Raw genomic sequence first — 20,217 nt, forward strand, 5'->3', positions numbered from 1 at the left:
GGCCTGGCTGGCAATGGATGAAGACTGCTTGGCCGTGTCGCGGGCGTTGTGCACGGTACGTTTGACGTCGGTAATGATGGGCTGCAGCTTGTCGAGAAAGGCATTGAACCAGCCGGTCAGCTCGCCGAGTTCGTCCTGTTTGGTATAGGCCAGGCGCTGGGTCAGATCGCCTTCGCCGCTGGCGATGTTCTTGAGCATGCCGGCGACGTCGAGGATCGGTCGGGTCACGCTGCGTGCAGTCAGCCAGATCAGGGCGAAGCCGGCCAGCATCGCCAGGAGGCCAAGGAACAGTGAGGTCAGGCTGTCACGGGTGCTGCGCTGATCCAACTGTTGCCCAAGCTGGAGTGCGGGTGCCTGCAAGGCCTGTTGCGGCACTTCCAGCAGGATTGACCAGGCTTTGGCGCCAGGAATCGGCGCAAAGGCATGCAGCGTCTGCATCAAGCCCTGATGCTCGATCACTTGCGAGCGCCCTGCGCTGACCAGCTCCAACAGGTGCTCGGCCTGTTGCGGGTAATGCTGACTGAGAGGCTGGCCCAGAGCTGAGGGGTTGGCGCTGTGGCCGGCCAACAAGCCTGACTCGTTGAGGATGCTGGCGTGGCCTTGGCCGTCATACAGCGATTGACTGGCCTGCACGCTGAGTTGTTGCAGGCTGGTGAGACTGAAGTCGATGCCGAACACACCGAGTATTTTACCCTCATGCACCAGGGGAAAGGCGACGCTGGAAATCAGCACGGTCTCATCGTTGACCTTCTCTTCGTAAGGCCCGATGACGCAGACGTGGCGACTCTCGTGAGGACAGGTGTACCACGAATTCATGGGGCGGCCGTTGGCGTCGAGACTGTCGTCCTCAAACCAGTCTTCGTCCATGACTTCCATGTCCAGCTGGCCGCGTGTGGGCTGCACCCAATAGATGGCAAAGCGCCCTTTGTTGTTACCGGCGAACTCATGCTGGTTGATGAACAGGCCGTCCTTGCCATCCAGCGCGTCGGGATTGAAGACCAGATACATACCCAGCAGGTCAGGGCTGGCTTCCAGTGCACCCTGTACCAGCTTGATCAGGTCCTCGCGCAGCTCGAAGCTGCTGGTCTGCCGCAGCTCGGCCTGCTCGCGCAGGAACAACAACTGGCCGATAAGGCCCGAGCCATAATGGTAGGTGTCCATGAAGCGCCGCTGGATGCGCAACGCCTGGGTTTCACCGTAGGCGTTCAGGCGCTGCTGAGCGGACTGATTGAGCATCTCGCCGCTGGTGCTTTTGACCAGTTCGGCGCTGCGCTGCGACTGGTACAGCGAGGCCCCGGTGAGTAAGACCACCACGGCTAATAGGCAGAGTCCGGCGAGCAGTGAGATTTTCCAAGTAATGGAAAGACGGGTAGGCAGCATGGGAGCGGTTCCTTATGCGCGAGATCCTGTCCTGGTGCGCCTCTGTGGCGTTTTTTGTAATGGATAAGACAGGCTTGTTAAAAGGTATCGGCCTGACTTTTGCGGACTTAATAGTCCGTCACGGTCATTCTGTGAGCCAATTGGCAGATTCAGTAGATTTCAGAGCCCGGCTAGCAGCGGGATTCCCTGGGGGTGAGTCGGCGTCTGGGTCACCTATTGGATGGCGCGAGGGTCGAGCTCTCATTTGCGTCGGACAACGTCGCAGCCTTGCCAGCTATCGCGGGGCGACGCCAGAATGATGTCGAGTATTTCTCCCGCGGCTGCCGGCCGCTTGAAACAAGGATTTCCGATGTCTGCAGCTTTCGCCGCCCAATGGCGCCTGGCGCCAAACGCCCTGACCCGTCCGTTCGATGCTGATCAGTTCATGTTCACCACCACCGATGAGCTGGAGCCGTTTCGAGGCGTCTTGGGCCAGGAGCGGGCGGTGGAAGCGCTGCAATTTGGTGTGGCGATGCCTCGCAGCGGTTACAACGTGTTCGTCATGGGCGAGCCCGGCACCGGGCGCTTCTCGTTCGTCAGACGTTACCTGCAAGCCGAGGCCAAGCGTTTGCCGGCGCCCTCTGACTGGGTCTACGTCAATCATTTCGACGAGCCGCGCGAACCGCGCGTCTTGGAATTGCCGACCGGCAGCGCGGCAACCTTCATCGAAGACTTGGACGCCTTGATCGACAATTTGCTGGCGACTTTCCCGGCCGTGTTCGAGCAGCCCAGCTTCCAGCAGAAGAAGAGCGCCATTGACCGGCTGTTCAACCAGCGCTACGACCGGGCCCTGGATGTGATCGAGAAGCTCGCGCTGGAGCGCGGCATCGCGCTCTACCGCGACAGCACCAACATTGCCTTCACACCGATGAAGGACGGCAAGGCGCTCGATGAGGCGGAGTTCGCCCTGTTGCCTGAAGATGAGCGCATGCGGTTTCACGATGACATCGCTGAGCTTGAGGAACGCCTGAACCAGGAGCTGGCCAGTCTGCCGCAGTGGCGGCGTGAGACCAGCAACAGCCTGCGCCAGCTCAACGAGGAGACCATCACCCTCGGGCTGCAGCCACTGCTGGCGCCGCTCTCGGAAAAATACGCCGAAAACGCCAGCGTCAGCGCCTATTTGCAGGCGATGCAGGTCAACCTGTTGCGCACCGTGGTGGACACGTTAGTCGACGAAGCCCGCAGCGATGCGCAAAAACGCAAGGATCTGGAAGAGCAATACGCCCCCAGCCTGGTAGTCGGCCAGCCGCTGAACGGCGGGGCGCCGGTGGTGTTCGAGTCGCATCCGACCTACGACAACCTGTTCGGGCGCATCGAATACAACACCGACCAGGGCGCGCTGTATACCAGTTACCGGCAACTGCGCCCCGGCGCGCTGCACCGTGCCAACGGTGGCTTCCTGATTCTCGAGGCGGAAAAGCTGCTCGGCGAGCCGTTTGTCTGGGAAGCGCTCAAACGCGCCCTGCATTCGCGCCAGCTAAAGATGGAGTCGCCGCTGGTCGAGATGGGTCGCCTGGCCAGCGTGACCCTGACGCCGCAGGTCATCCCGTTGCAGCTCAAGGTGGTGATCATCGGTTCGCGCAAGGTCTATTACGCCCTGCAGGAGCTGGATCCCGACTTCCAGGAGCTGTTTCGCGTGCTGGCCGATTTTGAAGAGGAAATACCGCTGGCCGAGGACAGCCTCGAACAATTCGCCCAACTCATCAAGACGCGTACCTCTGAAGAAGGGCTCGCGCCGCTCACCGCGGCGGCTGTAGCGCGCTTGGCGACCTACAGTGCGCGTCTGGCCGAGCATCAGGGGCGCCTGTCGGCGCGTATCGGCGATCTGTTCCAGTTGCTCAGCGAAGCCGATTTCGTTCGCCATCTTGCGGGTGATCCGACTACCGATGCCGGCCACCTCGAACGGGCTCTGAGCGCCAAGGCGCGCCGTACCGGACGCGTATCGGCGCGTATTCTCGATGACATGCTGGCGGGCATCGTGCTCATTGATACCGAGGGCGCGGCCATCGGCAAATGCAATGGACTCACAGTGCTGGAAGTTGGTGATTCGGCGTTCGGCATTCCGGCGCGGATTTCCGCCACCGTCTACCCGGGTGGCTCGGGCATCGTCGACATCGAGCGTGAGGTCAATCTCGGTCAGCCGATCCACTCCAAGGGGGTAATGATTCTCACCGGGTACCTGGGCAGCCGTTATGCGCAGGATTTCCCTTTGGAGATTTCCGCCAGCATCGCGCTGGAGCAATCCTATGGTTATGTGGACGGTGACAGTGCAGCGCTCGGCGAATGCTGCACGCTGATTTCCGCCTTGTCGCGCACGCCGCTCAAACAATGCTTTGCCATCACCGGCTCGATCAATCAGTTCGGCGAAGTGCAGGCGGTGGGGGGCGTGAACGAGAAAATCGAAGGCTTCTTCCGCCTGTGCGAGGCGCGCGGGTTGACGGGGGAGCAGGGCGCGATCATTCCGTATGCCAATGTTTCCACGCTGATGCTCGATGAACGAGTCTTGCAGGCCGTGCGCGCCAACCAATTTCATGTCTATGCTGTTCGTCATGTCGATGATGCGCTAAGTCTGCTGGTCGGTGAGCCGGCCGGTACGGCGGACGGCCAGGGTGAGTTTCCGCCCGGCAGCGTGAACGCCAAAGTGGTTGAGCGTCTGCGGGAAATCGCGGAAATCGAGCTGGAAGACGACGACAAGGACAATAAGGACGACAAGATAAGTGCTGTCGTCGCTGCGCTGCCAACGAACGAGCCGCGTTGAAACTGGTCAGACATTGAGCGAAGTGTCGGGCCGCCTGAGTTGCCAATGGTTGGAACGGGTTTCCCCCGGCATCTTCCACAGACTTATCCACAGATTATGAGGATAACTCCCTGTAGTCTCCGGCGAGCCGGGGTGGGATATGCCCGGAGAATTCCTGTCATGTCGCGCCAGATCTGCCTTACCCGCGAATGCCTGGGTTTGAACATGCGCATCGAGTGCCGGATCTGCCCGTTGACCGGTGGCAATGGCCTCTGGACCTTGCTTTGCGTCGCTGGCCTCGCCAATGCCCAGCCAACTGAGATCAAAGTGCAAGGCCCATTCCACGGCCCTTCTGAGGCAGGCCGGATACTTGACGCGATTGCCGATAATCTGCTAGCACAAGGCTATCGCGAAGATCCCGCGCAGCCAATCTGGCGTTTGCATATGCAGGCCGAGCTGCGCCGCTTGAGCGGTGTGTCACGGCGGTTGGCCTGGCAGTAATCCTCATTACGCCGTTTCGCTCATTTTTTGTGCAGCCTACCCAAGGTATCGTCCTCGTTGCCTCACGGCGCTTATCCAGATGCCTATCCACAAAGTTATCCACTGTTTGGGTGAATAACTCTAACCTGCTCCCGCCGGACGAGCGGGCCACCGTTTACCTTGTGTAGAAGACGGGATAAACGACACTGACATCAGGCCTGTTCTGGTTGAGGTGAAATCCCATGAATCTGCATGAGTTATCGGTCCGCTCACGTGCTGGGGACATAAACGCAGTAGACCTGGTCTGCCTGGAGGGCGGGATATATTTGCTCGAGGTAAAGACCGGCGCGCGCACCCATCCGTTGCTGGATGCGGCAGGGCAACCCTTGCATCTGCGCTCGCTGGAGCACGCCCGTCAGGTGCTGCATGGCTTGCCGCTTACGCTGCATCTAGACCAGGCTGAGGCTGGCGAAGAGATGTGCGGCATGGCGGACAGTGATCACACCAGGCTGGCGCGCACTTTGCCCCGTTAACCACGCCTTCTCGGTTCGGCAGGTGCACACGGCTGTGCTAGTCTGGCGACCCTTTTTTCCAGGCGGAGCCTGCATCATGTCCGAACTCGACCTATCCACAGACGAAGCCCGCGTTAGCTACGGCATCGGCCGCCAACTCGGTGAGCAGCTGCGCGACAACCCGCCGCCGGGCGCCAGCCTCGAGGCCATCATTGCCGGTGTACGGGACTCGTTTGAATCGCGTGACAGTCGCGTGGGCCTGGACGAGCTGAACGCCAGCTTTCAGGTGATCCGCGAGCGCATGCAGGCCCAAGCCCAGGCCCAGGCCGAAGCAGCGGCGGGCGAAGGCAAGGCCTATCTGGCGGAGAACGCCAAGCGTGAAGGCGTGACCGTGCTGGAATCAGGCCTGCAGTACGAAGTGCTGGTCGCGGGCGAAGGCGCCAAGCCGTCCCGCGATGACCAGGTGCGCACCCATTACCACGGTACGCTGATCGACGGCACCGTGTTCGACAGCTCCTACCAGCGCGGCCAGCCGGCCGAATTCCCGGTGGGTGGCGTGATCGCCGGATGGATCGAAGCCCTGCAATTGATGAACACCGGTAGCAAGTGGCGTCTGCACGTGCCCAGCGAACTGGCCTACGGCGGCCAGGCCGTTGGCAGCATCCCGCCGCACAGCGTGCTGGTGTTCGACGTAGAGCTGCTGGATATTCTCTAAGTCGATACAAAAAAACGGGCCACACCCCAAGGGCGTGGCCCGTTTTTTTATGCCGCTTGCGTGGGGCGGCATCGCTCGCCGCAGGGCACTGGGTTGGGCGTGGCAGAACGAGCACCCCGCCGGCGGAATGTTCGTCTTGCACACAGGCGGAATTGGCCGATGGCTCCGTCCGTGCTGTTCATCCCAATACTTCGCAACGCTAGCCGCCCGCAGCCTGTGTCATTGTCGGTGATGAATCAGGCTTCTGGCTGGTCGCGCAGGAACACCAGCTTGTCCGCACCGGATTGCTCCGCGCTGTAGTAATAGCCTTGGTAGTCGAAGGCCTTGAGTTGCTCGATATCGCTGATGCGTTCCTTGATCACGTAGCGCGCCATCAGCCCGCGGGCTTTTTTGGCGTAGAAGCTGATGATCTTGTACTGGCCGTTTTTCAGGTCCCTGAACTCGGTGTCGATGATCCGCGCGTTAAGTGCCTTGCGCTTCACCGCACTAAAATATTCGTTGGAGGCCAGGTTGAGAAGAATATCGTCCCCCTGGGCAGCCAATGCGTCGTTCAACCAATGGCTGATGCGCTCGCCCCAGAAGGCGTACAGGTCCTTGCCCCGCGCATTGGGTAGCTTGGTGCCCATTTCCAGACGATAGGGCTGCATCAGATCCAGTGGACGCAGGATGCCGTACAGGCCGGAGAGCATGCGCAGGTGATCCTGGGCAAACTCGAAATCGGCTTCGCTAAAATCTTCTGCGTGCAGGCCGGTGTACACATCGCCCTTGAAGGCCAGTAGGGCCTGCTTGGCGTTGTCCAGGGTGAAGTCGGGGTGCCAGCTGGCAAAGCGCGCGGCATTCAATCCGGCCAGCTTGTCGGAGAGGTGCATCAGCTCGGCAATCTGCAGCGGCATCAGCTCGCGCAATTGTTCGATCAGCAGCTGAGCGTCGTCCAGGTGCTGCGGTTGGGTGAAACGCGCGGTCACCGGCGGGGTGTCGTAATCCAGGGTCTTGGCGGGGGAAATCACCAGTAACATCGGCATCGTCTCCATGAAAGGTGCCGCGATTGTAGGGAGTGCGGCGCCTTGACTCCACCTATCGGTTCGATTGACGCGTCATAGGCGCGCTCGGAGCGAGGACGCAAGCGGTTTGCCGGCCGGCTCGCCTGTCGTTCGAGTCACAGCGGAGGACGCAGAAGGGAGGGAATCCGGCTGACGGTAGGAATAAATTCACAATTGCGGCCTCAAATAGGGTGCAGGCCGCGATTAGAGGCTGTGTGTTTCATTGGCCGCCTGGCTGGCGGCCGTTCCTGGGCGTGGCGTTTCAGGCCTGCCCTTATGCGGCGGAGCGCCGTTCTGGCCTTCCGTCGCGTGATCTTGAGGTGACCGTATGGATGACCAAGGATGCGCACGTTCCACCCAGCCAATCCTCTATGCGCTCGATACCAATGTTCTGATCCACGATCCCAATGCCTTGCTGAACTTCCAGGAGCATCAGGTCGCGATTCCCATGACCGTGCTGGAAGAACTGGACAAGCTGAAAACCGGCAAACACACCGTCGCAGCCGAATGCCGACAGGCGATCCGCCTGATCGACAAGGTGCTCGGCGAAGCCACGCCGCAGGAGGTCGAGCAGGGCGTACCCATCCAACGTGGCAAAAGTGGCCCCTGTGGCAGCCTTTCGATCCTGATGAGCAAGCACGAGGTACCCAGTGGGCTGCCTGAGCATCTCAATGACAACCGGATCATCAATCAGCTGGTGGACATCGGCAGCCGGCGCCCCGAGTTGTCTGTGGTGCTGGTCAGCAAGGACATCAACATGCGCCTCAAGGCGCGTGCCTGTGGCATCGCTGCCGAGGATTACCAGACCGACCAACTGGTCGATGATGTCAGCATGTTGTCCCGGGGTTATCACAGCATGCCGGGCTCGTTCTGGGAGCTGGTCAGCAAGGTGGAAACCCGTCAGGAGCGCGGCCGCACCTGGCATCGCGTGCAGCTCACCGGCAACTTGCCGCCCGTGCATATCAATGAATTCATCCTCGACGAGCAGGGCTTCGTGGGCTGGATCAAGGGCATTCGCGCAGACGAACTGCTGATTCTCGATCTGCACCAGGAGCCCTTGTTGCACCAGGAAGCCTGGGGGCTCAAGCCGCGCGACATCTACCAGGCGCTGGCGCTGTTCGCGTTGCTCGATCCGGACATTCATCTGGTCAACCTGAGCGGCGCCGCCGGCTCGGGCAAGACCATTCTGGCCCTGGCCACGGCTATTGAGCAGACCATGGTCAGCAAGCGCTACCGGCGCATCATTGCCACCCGCAGCGTGCAGGGGCTGGATGAGGACATCGGCTTTCTGCCGGGTACCGAGGCGGAGAAGATGGAACCCTGGCTGGGGGCGATCACCGACAACCTGGAGGCGCTGCACAGCGACGACGAGAACACCCACGGCAGTGTCGACTACATCCTGCAAAAGGTGCCGTTGCAGTTCAAGTCACTCAATTACATCCGCGGACGCAGTTTCCAGCAAAGCCTGTTGCTCATCGACGAATGCCAGAATCTGACCCCGCACCAGATGAAAACCATCATTACCCGGGCGGGCAGCGGGACCAAGGTGATCTGCCTGGGCAATCTGGCGCAGATCGACACCCCTTACCTGTCGGCCACCAGTTCCGGGCTGACGTACCTCACCGAGCGTTTCAAGGATTTCAGCCACGGTGTGCACATCACCCTGCAGGGGGTGCCGCGCTCGGTGCTGGCCGAATACGCGGAAACGCATATGTAAAAGCGCAGTGTGTACGTCTGCAGGAGGGCGAGCTGCGGCCCGGCCTCCCTGCAGCCGACTTGACGAGGCTCATGGGATGAGTGCGCGCTTGCGTCTAGAATGGCCAGCACTTGCTCAGGAGTGGTTGCCATGTCCCTTACCCATCTCGATTCCCAAGGCCGAGCCCATATGGTGGATGTCACCGACAAGGCGGTGACGTTTCGCGAGGCGGTGGCCGAGGCGCGGGTGCGCATGCTGCCGCAGACGCTGGCGCTGATTCAGCAAGGCGGCCACCCCAAGGGCGATGTGTTCGCCGTGGCACGTATCGCCGGTATTCAGGCGGCAAAGAAAACCCATGAGCTGATTCCTTTGTGCCACCCGTTGCTACTAACCGGCGTCAAGGTGGAGCTGCGTGCCGAAGGCGAGGACTGCGTGCACATCGAGGCGCGTTGCAAGCTGGCCGGGCAGACCGGTGTGGAAATGGAAGCGCTGACCGCGGCAAGCATCGCCGCGTTGACCATCTATGACATGTGCAAGGCCGTGGACCGCGACATGACCATTGAAAGCGTGCGCCTGCTAGAGAAATTGGGCGGCAAAAGCGGGCATTACCAGCGTGAAGGAGAGCCGACATGATTCGTGTGCAGTATTTCGCCCGCTATCGAGAGGCGCTGGGCCGGGATGGCGAGCAACTGGACTGGCAGGCGGATTTCGTTAGCCTGGGCGCGCTACGCGATCACCTGCTGCAACGCGGTGATGCCTGGCAGGTGTTGGCCGAGCAAAACCTGATGTGCGCGCGCAATCAAGAGTTATGCGGCCTGGACGAGGCCTTGCACGATGGCGATGAGGTCGCCTTCTTCCCAACGGTTACCGGAGGCTGAGATGGCTGTTCGCGTGCAGAAAGAGGCCTTCGATGGCGGCGCGGAGCTCAACGCCCTACACGCCGACCACACCGGGATTGGTGCGGTGGTGGGGTTCGTCGGCTACATGCGGGATTTCAATGATGGTCAGGACGTGGCAGGGATGTTTCTCGAGCATTATCCCGGCATGACCGAAAAGGCCCTGGCCAAGATTGTCGTCGAGGCCGAGGCCCGTTGGCCGTTGCTCAAGGTGGAAATCGTCCATCGCGTCGGCGCCTTGCAGCCGGGCGAACCGATCGTCTTCGTCGGCACAGCCAGCGCTCACCGCCAGGCGGCGTTCGAGTCCTGCGATTTCATCATGGATTACCTGAAGACCCGCGCGCCGTTCTGGAAGCGCGAAGACACGGCCGAAGGACAGCGCTGGGTCGAGGGGCGCGACAGTGACCAGGAAGCAGCGGGGCGCTGGAAACCGTAACCCGACACAAAGCAGCGCCAGCTAGCGGGCTCCTGCACAAATGCCTGGGGTGATTCAATTGAGGATGAGGTGCAACTTGTACAGGACGGTAGAGAGCACACTGATAATGCCCAGGCCCATCAGGCCAATTCCCCCGTTATGGTTGCGGTAATTGAAGCCGAAGCCCAACAGCAAAAAGCCCACGAAGAGAAGTAGCAACATCCAATACATGCTTTCCATGGGTGTGTTCTCCATGTGAACCGAGGGTAGGTAGCTACTGTATCGTCGGTATGCCCCGCGTGCCCTGACCTGGATCAGATGGTCCCGATAATACGAGCCCTCTGACCCAGTTGCCAGTCACCTCAATGCTTGCGCGGTACCGGTTTGAGCAGTTCGGCCGGTGGTGTTTCGCAATGGATCTTGCGCCCGATCAGCTCCTCGATGGGCGGCAGGGCGAAGGCGTCGTCTTCGCCAGCGAAGCTGATCGAGGTGCCGCTGGCGCCAGCGCGGCCGGTACGGCCGATGCGGTGCACGTAATCGTCCGGGTCTTCCGGCAAGGTGAAGTTGATCACGTGGCTGATGCCGTCGACATGGATGCCGCGACCGGCCACGTCGGTGGCGACCATGACGCGGATCTCGCCTTCGCGAAAGCCTTCCAGCGCCCTAATGCGCTTGTGCTGCGGCACGTCGCCGGACATTTGCACGGCGCTGATGCCGTCGCGGGTCAGGCGTTCCTCGATGCGACGCACTTCATCCTTGCGGTTGGCAAAGACCATGACCCGCGACCAGTCGTTCTGGGTGATCAGGTTATAGAGCAGCTTGTACTTGTCGCTGCCGGCTACGGCATAAACATGCTGCTCAACAGTATCGCTGGCCACCTGCTCGGGTTCGATCTCGACGGTTACCGGATCGACGGTCCATTGCTTGGCAAGGTTCAACACGTCTTCAGTGAAGGTCGCCGAGAACAGCAGGGTCTGGCGTTCGGATTTTGGCGGCGTCTGGCGAATGATCTGCCGTACCTGGGGGATGAAGCCCATGTCGAGCATGCGATCGGCCTCGTCCAGTACCAGCACTTCGACCATGTCCAGGTGGACCTCGCCGCGCTGGTTGAAGTCCAGCAGGCGTCCCGGGGTGGCAACCAGGATGTCGCAGTAGCGGCTTTCCAGCAGCTTGAGCTGCTTGTCGAAGTCCATGCCGCCGACGAAGCTCATCACGTTGAGACCGGTGTACTTGGTCAGGTCCGCAGCGTCGTTGGCGATCTGCACCACCAACTCGCGGGTCGGCGCGATGATCAGCGCGCGTGGCTCGCCCATGTAGCGCTCTTTGGGCGGCGGCGTCTGCAGCAACTGGGTGATCGTGGAGATCAGGAACGCGGCTGTCTTGCCGGTGCCGGTTTGGGCCTTGCCGATGGCGTCCTGGCCATTAAGGGTGAAACCCAGGACTTTGGCCTGGATTGGTGTGCAGTAGGGGAAGCCCAGATCATGGATCGCATGCATCAGCTCGGGGGAGAGCTTGAAGTCATGGAAACGGGTTTTGCCTTCCGCCGGCTCGACGACGAAATCCTCGAGTTTCCAGGTATCCACCACCGGCTTGCGCGGGATGCGTTCGCGGCGCGGCTTGGCGGGTTTGGCAGGTTCCTGAGCAGGCGCTTGCTCACGTGCAGCGGCCGGTTTCTTGTTGGCGGCAGCGGTGGTGTTTCGCGGCGATTTGCCGGTGCTGCTGCGGGCTCGACTCGTCGGGGACGCCGAGGCGGGAGTGTGCGGGGTGGTCGGGGCGACGCTGACTGCGGGCTCTTCACCTTTACTGAATATTTTCTTGAGTGCTTTGAGCACGGTGGTCTCGACAATTGATTAAGGAATGAACGCTGGCAGTGTAAAGCAAGAAGCTCGCCCGGCGAAGGGGCAGGCCCCGGTGTTCAGGGCCAATCGCGGGTTGTGCCGGTGTTTGCGAGGGCGATCACGGGCTTTGGATAGGTGCTAACCGTCCGCCAGGCAGGCGGTGCTCGGGGTTAATCGCGGTGCTCCGATATCAAGGCCTCATTCGCCGGGGGACAGTTGAGCCTCCAGCCAATTGCCGATGGCTTCGATTTCCGCCAGGCAGACTTCATGACCCATGGGATATTCCTGCCAACTGACCGGCACGTCCTGGGCTGCCAGGAAATCATGGGCGGCGCGACCCAGTGCATAGGGCACCACTTCATCGCGATTGCCATGCAGGCTGAACACCGGAATCTGACGTTTGTGCGCATCGAGCTGCAATTCCGGGGTGAACGTGGGCCCATAGGTGGACAACGCCAGCACGCCGCCGAGAGGACCTTGCCAGCGCAAAAAGGCTGTATGCAACACCACCGCGCCACCTTGAGAAAAACCGGCGAGAAAAATGCGCGAGGGATCCATACCTCCATCGCGCTGGGCCTCGATCAGCCGGATCACGGTATGCGCGGACTCTTCCAACTGCGCCTTGTTAATGGTGCGCGCCGACGCTCCCATGCTGAGGATGTCGTACCAACTGGGCATTTCCCAGCCGCTGTTGACTGTCACCGGCCGAGTCGGCGCCTGGGGCAGCACAAAACGGGTGGAGGGCAACCGCTGCTGCAGGGCATCGGCCACCGGCTGAAAGTCGAAACGGTCAGCACCCAGGCCATGCAGCCAGATCACACAGGCATCGGCCGTTTGGCGGGGAGAGAGTATCAGCGGTTCGCTCATGGTGGCTCCAGGTCGGTGCGCGCGCCCCGTTTATGGGCGAGCAAGCGAGGGATCGGAAGGCATCTAACGGGCCGGATCGTGGCGCGTTGGTAGTGCAAGGATACGCCGGGCAAGGGCTGGATGGCATGCCTCGACGACTTGGTATGCCTATTGCTCTTGTTCATCGGTGGCTCGGCAGCCGGGTTGCTCTGCTTAAAGGGGTGATTATTCGTGGATGCTCATGACGTCATCAATGGGGATATGGATGTTGGGCGCTGACGATATCGCCAACTAGACTGCTTTTCAGGCCTGCACGGGTTCGTTGTTTATGTACCGGCAGTAGCGAACATCCCCGGGAATGTATGCCGACACTCCAACACAAAAAAAGCAACTGGAGGTTCCGAATGAAAATGGTGAAATCCACTCTGGCGCTGTTGACCACTGCATCGCTGTTGGGTCTCGGCGGCCTGGCCCATGCCGGTGCGACGCTGGATGCAGTGAAGAGCAAGGGCTTCGTGCAATGCGGCATCAGTGACGGGCTGCCGGGCTTCTCCTATGCCGATGCCAAGGGTAAATACCTGGGTATCGACGTCGACGTCTGTCATGCCATCGCTGCAGCGGTTTTCGGCGATGCCAGCAAGGTCAAGTTCAGCCCACTGACCGCCAAGGAGCGCTTCACCGCACTGCAGTCTGGCGAGATCGACGTGCTGTCGCGCAACACCACCTGGACCAGTTCGCGGGACTCGGCCATGGGCCTGAACTTCACCGGGGTGACCTACTACGACGGCCAGGGCTTTCTGATTAACAAAAAACTCGGGGTCTCAAGCGCCAAGGAACTGGATGGCGCCACGGTCTGTGTACAGGCCGGCACCACCACCGAACTGAACCTGTCCGACTACTTTCGCAGCAACAGCCTCAAATACACGCCGATCACCTACGACACCTCCGATGAAAGCGCCAAATCGCTGGAGTCCGGCCGTTGTGACGTGCTGACCTCGGACCAGTCGCAGTTGTATGCCCAGCGCATCAAGCTGGCCGCACCGGACGAATACGTCGTGCTGCCGGAAGTGATCTCCAAGGAACCACTCGGCCCGGCCGTGCGCCAGGGCGATGAGGAATGGTTCGACATCGTGCGCTGGAGCCTGTTTGCCATGCTCAACGCCGAGGAGTTGGGCATCGACTCGAAGAATGTCGAGGCGACCGCCAAATCAACCAAGAACCCGGATATTGCCCGTCTGCTAGGGGCTGAAGGTGAGTACGGCAAGGACCTGAAACTGCCCAAGGATTGGGCCGTGCAGATCATCAAGCAAGTGGGCAATTACGCTGAAATCTTCGAGCGCAACGTTGGCAAGGGTAGTGAGCTGAAGATTGAACGCGGCCTCAATGCCTTGTGGAATAACGGTGGCCTGCAGTACGCACCGCCCGTGCGCTAACCACCACGCCACCGCCCCTGCGGGCGGTGGCGATGTCCACATAATGAGGTCTCCCGCCCGGCGTCGGTGTGCTCAGGCTTGAGCGCGGGGGACTTTCGAGAGGGTTCCTATGACAGTTGCCGTCAAGCCCCGGCGTTCGCTGCTCACCGATCCGCAGGTGCGCGCTTGGGCCTTCCAGATACTGGCTGTCATCGCCGTCGTGGCGTTTGGCTGGTTCCTGTTCAATAACACGCTGACGAACCTCGAACATCGTGGCATCACATCAGGTTTCGGCTTTCTCAATAACAGTGCCGGTTTCGGCATTACCCAGCACCTCATCGACTACACCGAAAGCGATACCTACGGGCGGGTGTTTCTGGTCGGGTTGCTCAATACCCTGCTGGTCAGTGTGATCGGCATCATTTTGGCGACCATCCTCGGTTTTATCCTGGGCATCGCTCGACTATCGCCCAACTGGCTGATTCGCCAACTGGCCACGGTGTATATCGAGATTTTCCGCAACATCCCGCCACTGCTGCAGATCTTCTTCTGGTATTTCGCCGTAATCGGTCCATTGCCAGGGCCGCGCAACAGCATAAGCCTGTGGGACACCTTCTTCCTCAACAACCGGGGCGTGCAAATGCCGGCGCCCAGTGCCAGCGAAGCGTACTGGCCGTTCATGCTGGCTTTGGTGGTGGCGCTGGTCTTGATTGCCTTGGTCACCCGCTGGGTGCGGGCACGCCGTCTGGCTACCGGGCAGGGTTTCCCCACGGTATGGGTCAATCTGGCGTTGCTGCTGGTGATTCCCGGTGCCTGCTGGCTGTTGCTGGGCTCGCCGTTCACCTGGGAAGTGCCGGAGCTGCAACGCTTCAATATTCGTGGCGGCTGGGTAGTGATTCCCGAGCTCGTCTCCATTGTCATGGCGCTGGCGATCTACACGGCGGCGTTCATTGGCGAGACCGTGCGCGCCGGCATCCAGGCGGTCAGCTACGGCCAGACCGAAGCAGCCAGTTCATTGGGTCTCAGGCCCGGCCAGGTCTTGCGGCTGGTGATCGTCCCGCAGGCGCTGCGGGTCATCATTCCCCCTCTGACCAGCCAGTACCTGAACCTCACCAAGAACTCCTCACTGGCCGCGGCCATCGGCTACCCGGACATGGTCTCGCTGTTCGCTGGAACAGTGCTCAACCAGACCGGTCAGGCGATCGAAACCATGGCTATCACCATGAGTGTTTACCTCGCCATCAGCCTGAGCATTTCCATGCTGATGAACTGGTACAACAAGCGCATTGCCCTGATCGAACGGTAGGGAAAAGCCATGATTACACATACTTTCAAGCCTGACTTGCCGGCGCCGGCTATGAGCGTGGGCCTGCTCGGCTGGATACGCGCCAACCTGTTTTCCAACTGGGTCAATACACTCCTGACGTTTATCGGCCTGTACCTGATCTGGCTGATCGTGCCGCCCATCATCGAATGGGCATTCATCAAGGCCGACTGGGTGGGCAGCAGCCGCGCCGACTGTTCCCGCGAAGGCGCTTGCTGGGTGTTTATTGGCGAACGCTTCAGTCAGTTCATGTACGGCTTCTATCCGGCCGAACTGCGCTGGCGCGTCGATCTCAGCGTGTGGCTGGCCGTCATCGGTGCGGCGCCGCTGTTTATTCCGGCCTTCCGTCACAAGGTGCGCTATGGCCTGGCGTATCTGGTGATTTATCCGCTGCTGGCCTATTGGCTGCTGCATGGTGGTTTTCTAGGGCTTTCGACGGTGTCGACCACCCAATGGGGCGGCTTGATGCTGACCATCGTCATCGCCGCAGTAGGTATCGCCGGTGCCTTGCCGCTGGGCATCCTGCTGGCGTTGGGACGGCGCTCGGAGATGCCGGCGATCAAAGTCATCTGCGTGACTTTTATCGAGTTCTGGCGCGGCGTGCCGCTGATCACCGTGCTGTTCATGTCCTCGGTGATGCTGCCGCTGTTCCTGCCTGAAGGCATGAACCTCGACAAACTGATGCGCGCCATGGTCATGGTGATTTTCTTCGAGGCGGCCTATATCGCCGAAGTGGTGCGCGGTGGCCTGCAAGCGATTCCTCGCGGCCAATACGAAGCGGCTGCGGCCATGGGGCTCGGTTACTGGCGCAGCATGCTGCTGGTGATTCTGCCCCAGGCGCTCAAATTGGTGATTCCCGGCATCGTCAACACCTTCATTGCGCTGTTCAAGGACACCAGTCTGGTGATCATCATTGGCCTGTTCGACTTCCTCAACAGCATCAAGCGCGCCACCGCCGACCCGGCCTGGCTCGGCATGTCCACCGAGGGCTATGTATTTGCCGCGGCGGTTTACTGGATCTTCTGTTTCGCCATGTCCCGCTACTCCATGCACTTGGAGCGCAAGCTGGACACCGGCCTAAAGCACTAAGGGGAGCGAACACTCATGGCTGAAGCAATCAGACAACCCGCACAGAGCGAACACCCGATGATCGAGATGATCGAGGTGAACAAATGGTACGGGCAGTTTCATGTGCTCAAGGACATCAACCTGAAGGTGAAAGCTGGTGAACGGATAGTCATCTGCGGCCCGTCCGGTTCGGGCAAGTCGACGACCATCCGTTGCATCAACCGGTTGGAAGAGCACCAGAAGGGGCAGATCATTGTTGATGGCGTCGAGCTGACCAGCGATCTCAAGCAAATCGAGTCGATTCGCAGCGAAGTGGGCATGGTCTTCCAGCACTTCAACCTGTTTCCGCACCTCACCGTCTTGCAGAACTGCACGCTGGCGCCGATGTGGGTGCGCAAGCTGTCCAAGCGCCAGGCCGAGGAAATCGCCATGGATTACCTGGAGAAGGTGCGCATTCCCGAGCAGGCCGACAAGTATCCGGGTCAGCTGTCCGGCGGCCAGCAGCAGCGCGTGGCGATCGCCCGGGCGCTGTGCATGAAGCCAAAGATCATGCTGTTCGACGAACCCACCTCAGCGCTCGACCCGGAAATGGTCAAGGAGGTACTCGACACCATGATCCGCCTGGCTCAAAGCGGCATGACCATGCTTTGCGTCTCCCACGAAATGGGCTTTGCGCGCACCGTGGCCGACCGGGTGATCTTCATGGACAAGGGTGAGATCGTCGAACAGGCCGACCCGGAAACCTTTTTCAATCATCCGCAGAACGAACGGACCAAGTTGTTTCTGAGCCAGATTCTGCATTAAGCCAGTGCGGGCGCTTGTGGTGTGCCCCATAAGCGTCCGGCTAAAAGCCTGGGTTAAACTCCGCGCTTCTTTCCAACGCCTGCTTGCTCATGACCCACGCCGAAGCCAAACCCTGGTTCGTCTACCTGGTGCGCGCCGCCAACAATGCCCTGTACTGCGGCATCAGCGACGATCCGCAACGGCGCTTCGCCGCGCACCAACGTGGTAAGGGCGCGCGCTTTTTCCATTCCAGCCCCGCGCAGGCGCTGGTGTATGTCGAGGCGTGCATCGATAAAAGTGCGGCGCTCAAGCGCGAGCGGGCCATCAAGGCGCTGAAGAAACCCGCTAAAGAAGCGCTGCTTACGCAAGCCGCTCACAACCTATAGAGCTGGTTGGCTGCACGGCGGACACGCCGCCCTACGACGAACGTACCGCTTTCGCCCCTAAAAACCGTGCTCTGGTAAGACTCGGCTTATCCCTGATTACGCTTGAGCTGATCCTTCAGTTGCGTGGGTAGCTGGCGAATGATCAGCATGTCGCGGGCCTCGTCGTATTCGACCTTGGACCCTAACAGGTGCGCCTCGAAGCTGATGGACAGCCCCTCGCCGCGGCCGGTGAAGCGGCGAAACTGATTGAGGGTGCGCTTGTCCGGCGGAATTTCCGGCGACAGGCCGTAATCCTTGTTGCGGATATGGTCATAAAAGGCGCGCGGCCGTTCTTCGTCGATCACCTCGGAGAGATCCTCTAGAGTCATCGGCTCGCCGCGCTTGGCTTGGCTGGTGGCATAGCCGACCAGCGCGCTGGTTTTTTCCCGGGCCTGCTCTTCGGGCAGGTCCTCACTCTCGACAAAATCGCTGAACGCCTTGAGCAGCGTGCGCGTTTCGCTCGGCGCATCGACGCCTTCCTGGCAGCCGATGAAGTCGCGGAAGTACTCGGATACCTTCTTACCGTTCTTGCCCTTGATAAAGGAGATGTACTGCTTGGAGTTCTGGTTGTGCTGCCACTCGGAAATATTGATCCGCGCCGCCAGGTGCAGTTGGCCAAGGTCCAGGTGCTTGGCCGGGGTGACATCCAGCGTGTCGGTCACCGCCACACCTTCGCTGTGGTGCAACAGGGCAATGGCCAGGTAGTCAGTCATACCTTGCTGGTAATGCGCGAACAGCACATGCCCGCCGGTGGACAGGTTGGACTCCTCCATCAACTTCTGCAGATGCTCCACGGCTTCGCGGCTGAAGGCGGTGAAGTCGCGGTTGCCGTCCAGGTAATCCTTCAGCCAGCCGCTGAACGGATAGGCGCCGGACTCCTCGTGAAACAGGCCCCAGGCCTTGCCTTGCTTGGCGTTGTAACTCTCGTTGAGATCGGCCAGCAGGTTCTCCATGGCCTGGGATTCGCCCAATGCGGAATCGCGGGCATGCAGCATGGCGGGCGTGCCGTCGGGTTTCTTCTCGATCAGGTGAACGATGCAATGACGAATCGGCATGGTGGTCTCGGCAGTAAAACGAATGGGCGCTAGTTTACGCCAGCGAGGCGAGCAGAGGCGGGTGCGTTTGATGGTCCCGCGCTCCGCGTGGGGCCATCAAACCAATCACTGCACTACGCAACTTTTGCAACGCCGCGCTCCACCTTCTGCTGCGCCAGCAGTCGCTTGATCATGTAGCGCACATGCACATGCAGGTCGTACAGCTCGCCGGAGTAGGAGAGCGGTACCTCCACCTTGGCCAGTTCGTCTTCCAATTGCACCAGGCGGGCGATTTCTGCGGCCGGATCCTGCAATTTGCCCAGGTACAGCTGACGATCGATATCCCGTAGGTGCTTGTACCAGCGATAGATGCGAGAGCGAATACGCCAGCGGTACAGCGGGCCGACCACCTTGAACAGTGGGAACAGCAGCACCAGCAGCGGAATGGCGAGAATGATGTAGCGGTCGGCCAGCGAGGCGATGCGGAACGGCAGGTAGCGCTGCAGGATCGGCAGGCCGTTACGGTAGAAGTAGTCAGCCTCGTCGAGGCTGGCCAGGTTGGACGAGGAGACGGCCGGGAACTGCCCGGCGGCATCCAGCAGGTTGCCGTCCTTGAGTACTTCACGGGCAGCGGCCAGAAGCAGCGGAGTCAGCGAGCTATGGAAGTTCTCGTTGGCCACCAGAGTCGCCAGCGCGGCGATGGTGTCCATGTCATGGGCCGGCACATTGCGGGCCAGATTGAGCATGCCTTCGCCAACGTCGACACGGGCCAGATAGGGCAGGCGTGCCTGATAGGCGGCGCTGCGGCGCAGGTCAAGCAGTTGCAGGTCGGGATTGGCGGCCAGGCGCTGGACCAGCGCGTTTTCCGCGGGACCGATGAAGAAGGCTGCATCCAGCTCGCCGTCGGCCAGCGCCTTGGCGGCGCGCCCGCCGCCGATTTGCTGCCACTTATCCGGTAGGGAACGCGGATCCATCCCGTTGACCTCCAGCAGCGGTAGGGTCAGCGACTGCGTACCGCTGTCGGCCGAGCCGATGGCCACGCGCAGCGACTGAAGGTCGGCGAGGCGTTTGAAGGCCACGTCCTGGCGGGCGAACAGCCAGACCGGCTCCTGGTACATCACGCCCAGGCCGAACAGGTGGGCGCGCTCTGTGGCGTCCAGATTAAGTTCCTGCCCGCTTTGCACCAGCGCCAGTTCCACTTCGCCGGCTTGCAGTTTAGCCAGGTTGTCCAGCGAGCCGGCGCTGGGCACCAGTTCCAGGGTGAAGCCTTCCCGGGCCAGCTCGGTCTGCAGCTTCACGCCAAACGCGTGGTAACCGCCATTCGGCCCGCCAGTGGCCAGCCGCGCGGACATTGGCGGCGGCGGGGCGACGAAATAAAACAGTGCACCGACCAGCGCGGCCAGTACCGGCACGATCCACAGATTGGCCAGCAACATGATTTTCAGATCGTTGAAAATGCGGCGCATGCGAGTCCCTTTGGGCAGAATGTCAGGCGCTGATGGTAGCAAGTCCCCGCAGTTGCCAGGCAGCGCTGCGTCGCCCAAGCTGGCGCGGTTTCCTTGGATTGTGAAAGCGAT

Annotated in this window: 19 protein-coding genes and 1 pseudogene; 13 read left to right on the top strand and 7 right to left on the bottom strand. The window is 60.8% G+C overall.

The genetic code is table 11. The features are described from left to right. Nucleotides 1-141: 141 nt before the first annotated feature. Nucleotides 142-1,380 (bottom strand): annotated as a pseudogene (locus tag H9642_RS18480) (cache domain-containing protein); the annotation flags it as partial. A 349-nt stretch (nucleotides 1,381-1,729) separates the two neighbouring features. Here H9642_RS18480 and H9642_RS11220 point away from each other — a divergent pair. The 4 genes from H9642_RS11220 (at nucleotide 1,730) to bamJ (ending at nucleotide 5,863) form a co-directional block, all read left to right on the top strand. Beyond that, nucleotides 1,730-4,177, top strand: a complete 2,448-nt coding sequence (locus tag H9642_RS11220) for a Lon protease family protein (RefSeq protein ID WP_251836536.1) — start codon at nucleotides 1,730-1,732, stop codon at nucleotides 4,175-4,177. Nucleotides 4,178-4,336: 159 nt separating this feature from the next. After that, nucleotides 4,337-4,657, top strand: coding sequence for a DUF4136 domain-containing protein (locus H9642_RS11225; RefSeq protein ID WP_251836537.1), 321 nt, complete (start codon nucleotides 4,337-4,339; stop codon nucleotides 4,655-4,657). Between the two features lie 221 nt (nucleotides 4,658-4,878). Beyond that, nucleotides 4,879-5,169: a DUF6482 family protein gene (locus H9642_RS11230; protein WP_251836538.1), complete on the top strand. Its 291-nt coding sequence runs from the start codon at nucleotides 4,879-4,881 to the stop codon at nucleotides 5,167-5,169. 76 nt (nucleotides 5,170-5,245) lie between these two features. Continuing rightward, nucleotides 5,246-5,863: a BamJ family beta-barrel-assembly machinery protein gene (gene bamJ / locus H9642_RS11235; RefSeq protein WP_251836539.1), complete on the top strand. Its 618-nt coding sequence runs from the start codon at nucleotides 5,246-5,248 to the stop codon at nucleotides 5,861-5,863. Between the two features lie 236 nt (nucleotides 5,864-6,099). Here bamJ and yaaA read toward each other — a convergent pair whose 3' ends face one another. Next, nucleotides 6,100-6,879, bottom strand: coding sequence for a peroxide stress protein YaaA (yaaA, locus tag H9642_RS11240; protein WP_251836647.1), 780 nt, complete (start codon nucleotides 6,877-6,879; stop codon nucleotides 6,100-6,102). A gap of 352 nt (nucleotides 6,880-7,231) precedes the next feature. Here yaaA and H9642_RS11245 point away from each other — a divergent pair, with 352 nt between their 5' ends. From H9642_RS11245 to moaE, 4 genes are all read left to right on the top strand, one after another. Further along, complete coding sequence (locus H9642_RS11245; protein WP_251836540.1) at nucleotides 7,232-8,620, top strand: PhoH family protein; 1,389 nt, start codon at nucleotides 7,232-7,234, stop codon at nucleotides 8,618-8,620. 129 nt (nucleotides 8,621-8,749) lie between these two features. Further along, nucleotides 8,750-9,232 (top strand): cyclic pyranopterin monophosphate synthase MoaC, encoded by a 483-nt coding sequence (gene moaC, locus H9642_RS11250; RefSeq protein ID WP_251836541.1) that lies wholly within the window; start codon nucleotides 8,750-8,752, stop codon nucleotides 9,230-9,232. Next, nucleotides 9,229-9,477 (top strand): MoaD/ThiS family protein, encoded by a 249-nt coding sequence (locus H9642_RS11255; protein WP_251836542.1) that lies wholly within the window; start codon nucleotides 9,229-9,231, stop codon nucleotides 9,475-9,477. The genes moaC and H9642_RS11255 overlap by 4 nt, the downstream gene beginning before the upstream one ends. A gap of 1 nt (nucleotide 9,478) precedes the next feature. After that, complete coding sequence (gene moaE, locus H9642_RS11260; RefSeq protein WP_251836543.1) at nucleotides 9,479-9,931, top strand: molybdopterin synthase catalytic subunit MoaE; 453 nt, start codon at nucleotides 9,479-9,481, stop codon at nucleotides 9,929-9,931. A 54-nt stretch (nucleotides 9,932-9,985) separates the two neighbouring features. Here the strand turns inward: moaE and H9642_RS11265 are convergent, their stop codons facing one another. From H9642_RS11265 to H9642_RS11275, 3 genes are all read right to left on the bottom strand, one after another. Beyond that, complete coding sequence (locus H9642_RS11265) at nucleotides 9,986-10,150, bottom strand: hypothetical protein (protein WP_251836544.1); 165 nt, start codon at nucleotides 10,148-10,150, stop codon at nucleotides 9,986-9,988. Nucleotides 10,151-10,272: 122 nt separating this feature from the next. Continuing rightward, nucleotides 10,273-11,742: an ATP-dependent RNA helicase RhlB gene (gene rhlB / locus H9642_RS11270; protein WP_251836545.1), complete on the bottom strand. Its 1,470-nt coding sequence runs from the start codon at nucleotides 11,740-11,742 to the stop codon at nucleotides 10,273-10,275. 204 nt (nucleotides 11,743-11,946) lie between these two features. Further along, on the bottom strand, nucleotides 11,947-12,615 hold the full coding sequence (locus H9642_RS11275; RefSeq protein WP_251836546.1) for an alpha/beta hydrolase: 669 nt from the start codon (nucleotides 12,613-12,615) through the stop codon (nucleotides 11,947-11,949). A gap of 383 nt (nucleotides 12,616-12,998) precedes the next feature. On the opposite strand from H9642_RS11275, the gene H9642_RS11280 reads away from it, so the two are divergent. The 5 genes from H9642_RS11280 (at nucleotide 12,999) to H9642_RS11300 (ending at nucleotide 17,567) form a co-directional block, all read left to right on the top strand. Further along, a complete protein-coding gene (locus H9642_RS11280) occupies nucleotides 12,999-14,027 on the top strand; it encodes an amino acid ABC transporter substrate-binding protein (RefSeq protein WP_251836547.1) in 1,029 nt (342 codons plus the stop codon). Between the two features lie 109 nt (nucleotides 14,028-14,136). Then, entirely contained in the window at nucleotides 14,137-15,312 is a 1,176-nt protein-coding gene (locus tag H9642_RS11285) for an amino acid ABC transporter permease (RefSeq protein ID WP_251836548.1), read from the top strand. Nucleotides 15,313-15,321: 9 nt separating this feature from the next. Beyond that, nucleotides 15,322-16,419, top strand: a complete 1,098-nt coding sequence (locus H9642_RS11290; RefSeq protein ID WP_251836549.1) for an amino acid ABC transporter permease — start codon at nucleotides 15,322-15,324, stop codon at nucleotides 16,417-16,419. 15 nt (nucleotides 16,420-16,434) lie between these two features. Next, nucleotides 16,435-17,202 carry an amino acid ABC transporter ATP-binding protein gene (locus H9642_RS11295; protein WP_273535967.1) on the top strand — a complete coding sequence of 256 codons (768 nt, stop codon included), beginning with the start codon at nucleotides 16,435-16,437 and terminating at the stop codon, nucleotides 17,200-17,202. A gap of 89 nt (nucleotides 17,203-17,291) precedes the next feature. Then, entirely contained in the window at nucleotides 17,292-17,567 is a 276-nt protein-coding gene (locus H9642_RS11300) for a GIY-YIG nuclease family protein (protein WP_251836550.1), read from the top strand. A gap of 86 nt (nucleotides 17,568-17,653) precedes the next feature. Here the strand turns inward: H9642_RS11300 and yejK are convergent, their stop codons facing one another. Further along, nucleotides 17,654-18,661, bottom strand: coding sequence for a nucleoid-associated protein YejK (yejK, locus tag H9642_RS11305; protein WP_251836551.1), 1,008 nt, complete (start codon nucleotides 18,659-18,661; stop codon nucleotides 17,654-17,656). Between the two features lie 113 nt (nucleotides 18,662-18,774). Beyond that, nucleotides 18,775-20,106 (bottom strand): TAXI family TRAP transporter solute-binding subunit, encoded by a 1,332-nt coding sequence (locus H9642_RS11310; RefSeq protein ID WP_251836552.1) that lies wholly within the window; start codon nucleotides 20,104-20,106, stop codon nucleotides 18,775-18,777. Nucleotides 20,107-20,217: the final 111 nt, after the last annotated feature.

Origin of the sequence: Serpens gallinarum, from assembly GCF_014836765.1 — a bacterium.
GTDB lineage: Bacteria > Pseudomonadota > Gammaproteobacteria > Pseudomonadales > Pseudomonadaceae > Serpens > Serpens gallinarum.

Coding starts and splice junctions, on each gene's coding strand:
- H9642_RS11220 (WP_251836536.1), top strand. CDS start 1,730: ATGTCTGCAGCTTTCGCCGCCCAATGGCGCCTGGCGCCAAACGCCCTG.
- H9642_RS11225 (WP_251836537.1), top strand. CDS start 4,337: ATGTCGCGCCAGATCTGCCTTACCCGCGAATGCCTGGGTTTGAACATG.
- H9642_RS11230 (WP_251836538.1), top strand. CDS start 4,879: ATGAATCTGCATGAGTTATCGGTCCGCTCACGTGCTGGGGACATAAAC.
- bamJ (WP_251836539.1), top strand. CDS start 5,246: ATGTCCGAACTCGACCTATCCACAGACGAAGCCCGCGTTAGCTACGGC.
- yaaA (WP_251836647.1), bottom strand. CDS start 6,879: ATGTTACTGGTGATTTCCCCCGCCAAGACCCTGGATTACGACACCCCG.
- H9642_RS11245 (WP_251836540.1), top strand. CDS start 7,232: ATGGATGACCAAGGATGCGCACGTTCCACCCAGCCAATCCTCTATGCG.
- moaC (WP_251836541.1), top strand. CDS start 8,750: ATGTCCCTTACCCATCTCGATTCCCAAGGCCGAGCCCATATGGTGGAT.
- H9642_RS11255 (WP_251836542.1), top strand. CDS start 9,229: ATGATTCGTGTGCAGTATTTCGCCCGCTATCGAGAGGCGCTGGGCCGG.
- moaE (WP_251836543.1), top strand. CDS start 9,479: ATGGCTGTTCGCGTGCAGAAAGAGGCCTTCGATGGCGGCGCGGAGCTC.
- H9642_RS11265 (WP_251836544.1), bottom strand. CDS start 10,150: ATGGAAAGCATGTATTGGATGTTGCTACTTCTCTTCGTGGGCTTTTTG.
- H9642_RS11275 (WP_251836546.1), bottom strand. CDS start 12,615: ATGAGCGAACCGCTGATACTCTCTCCCCGCCAAACGGCCGATGCCTGT.
- H9642_RS11280 (WP_251836547.1), top strand. CDS start 12,999: ATGAAAATGGTGAAATCCACTCTGGCGCTGTTGACCACTGCATCGCTG.
- H9642_RS11285 (WP_251836548.1), top strand. CDS start 14,137: ATGACAGTTGCCGTCAAGCCCCGGCGTTCGCTGCTCACCGATCCGCAG.
- H9642_RS11290 (WP_251836549.1), top strand. CDS start 15,322: ATGATTACACATACTTTCAAGCCTGACTTGCCGGCGCCGGCTATGAGC.
- H9642_RS11295 (WP_273535967.1), top strand. CDS start 16,435: ATGGCTGAAGCAATCAGACAACCCGCACAGAGCGAACACCCGATGATC.
- H9642_RS11300 (WP_251836550.1), top strand. CDS start 17,292: ATGACCCACGCCGAAGCCAAACCCTGGTTCGTCTACCTGGTGCGCGCC.
- yejK (WP_251836551.1), bottom strand. CDS start 18,661: ATGCCGATTCGTCATTGCATCGTTCACCTGATCGAGAAGAAACCCGAC.
- H9642_RS11310 (WP_251836552.1), bottom strand. CDS start 20,106: ATGCGCCGCATTTTCAACGATCTGAAAATCATGTTGCTGGCCAATCTG.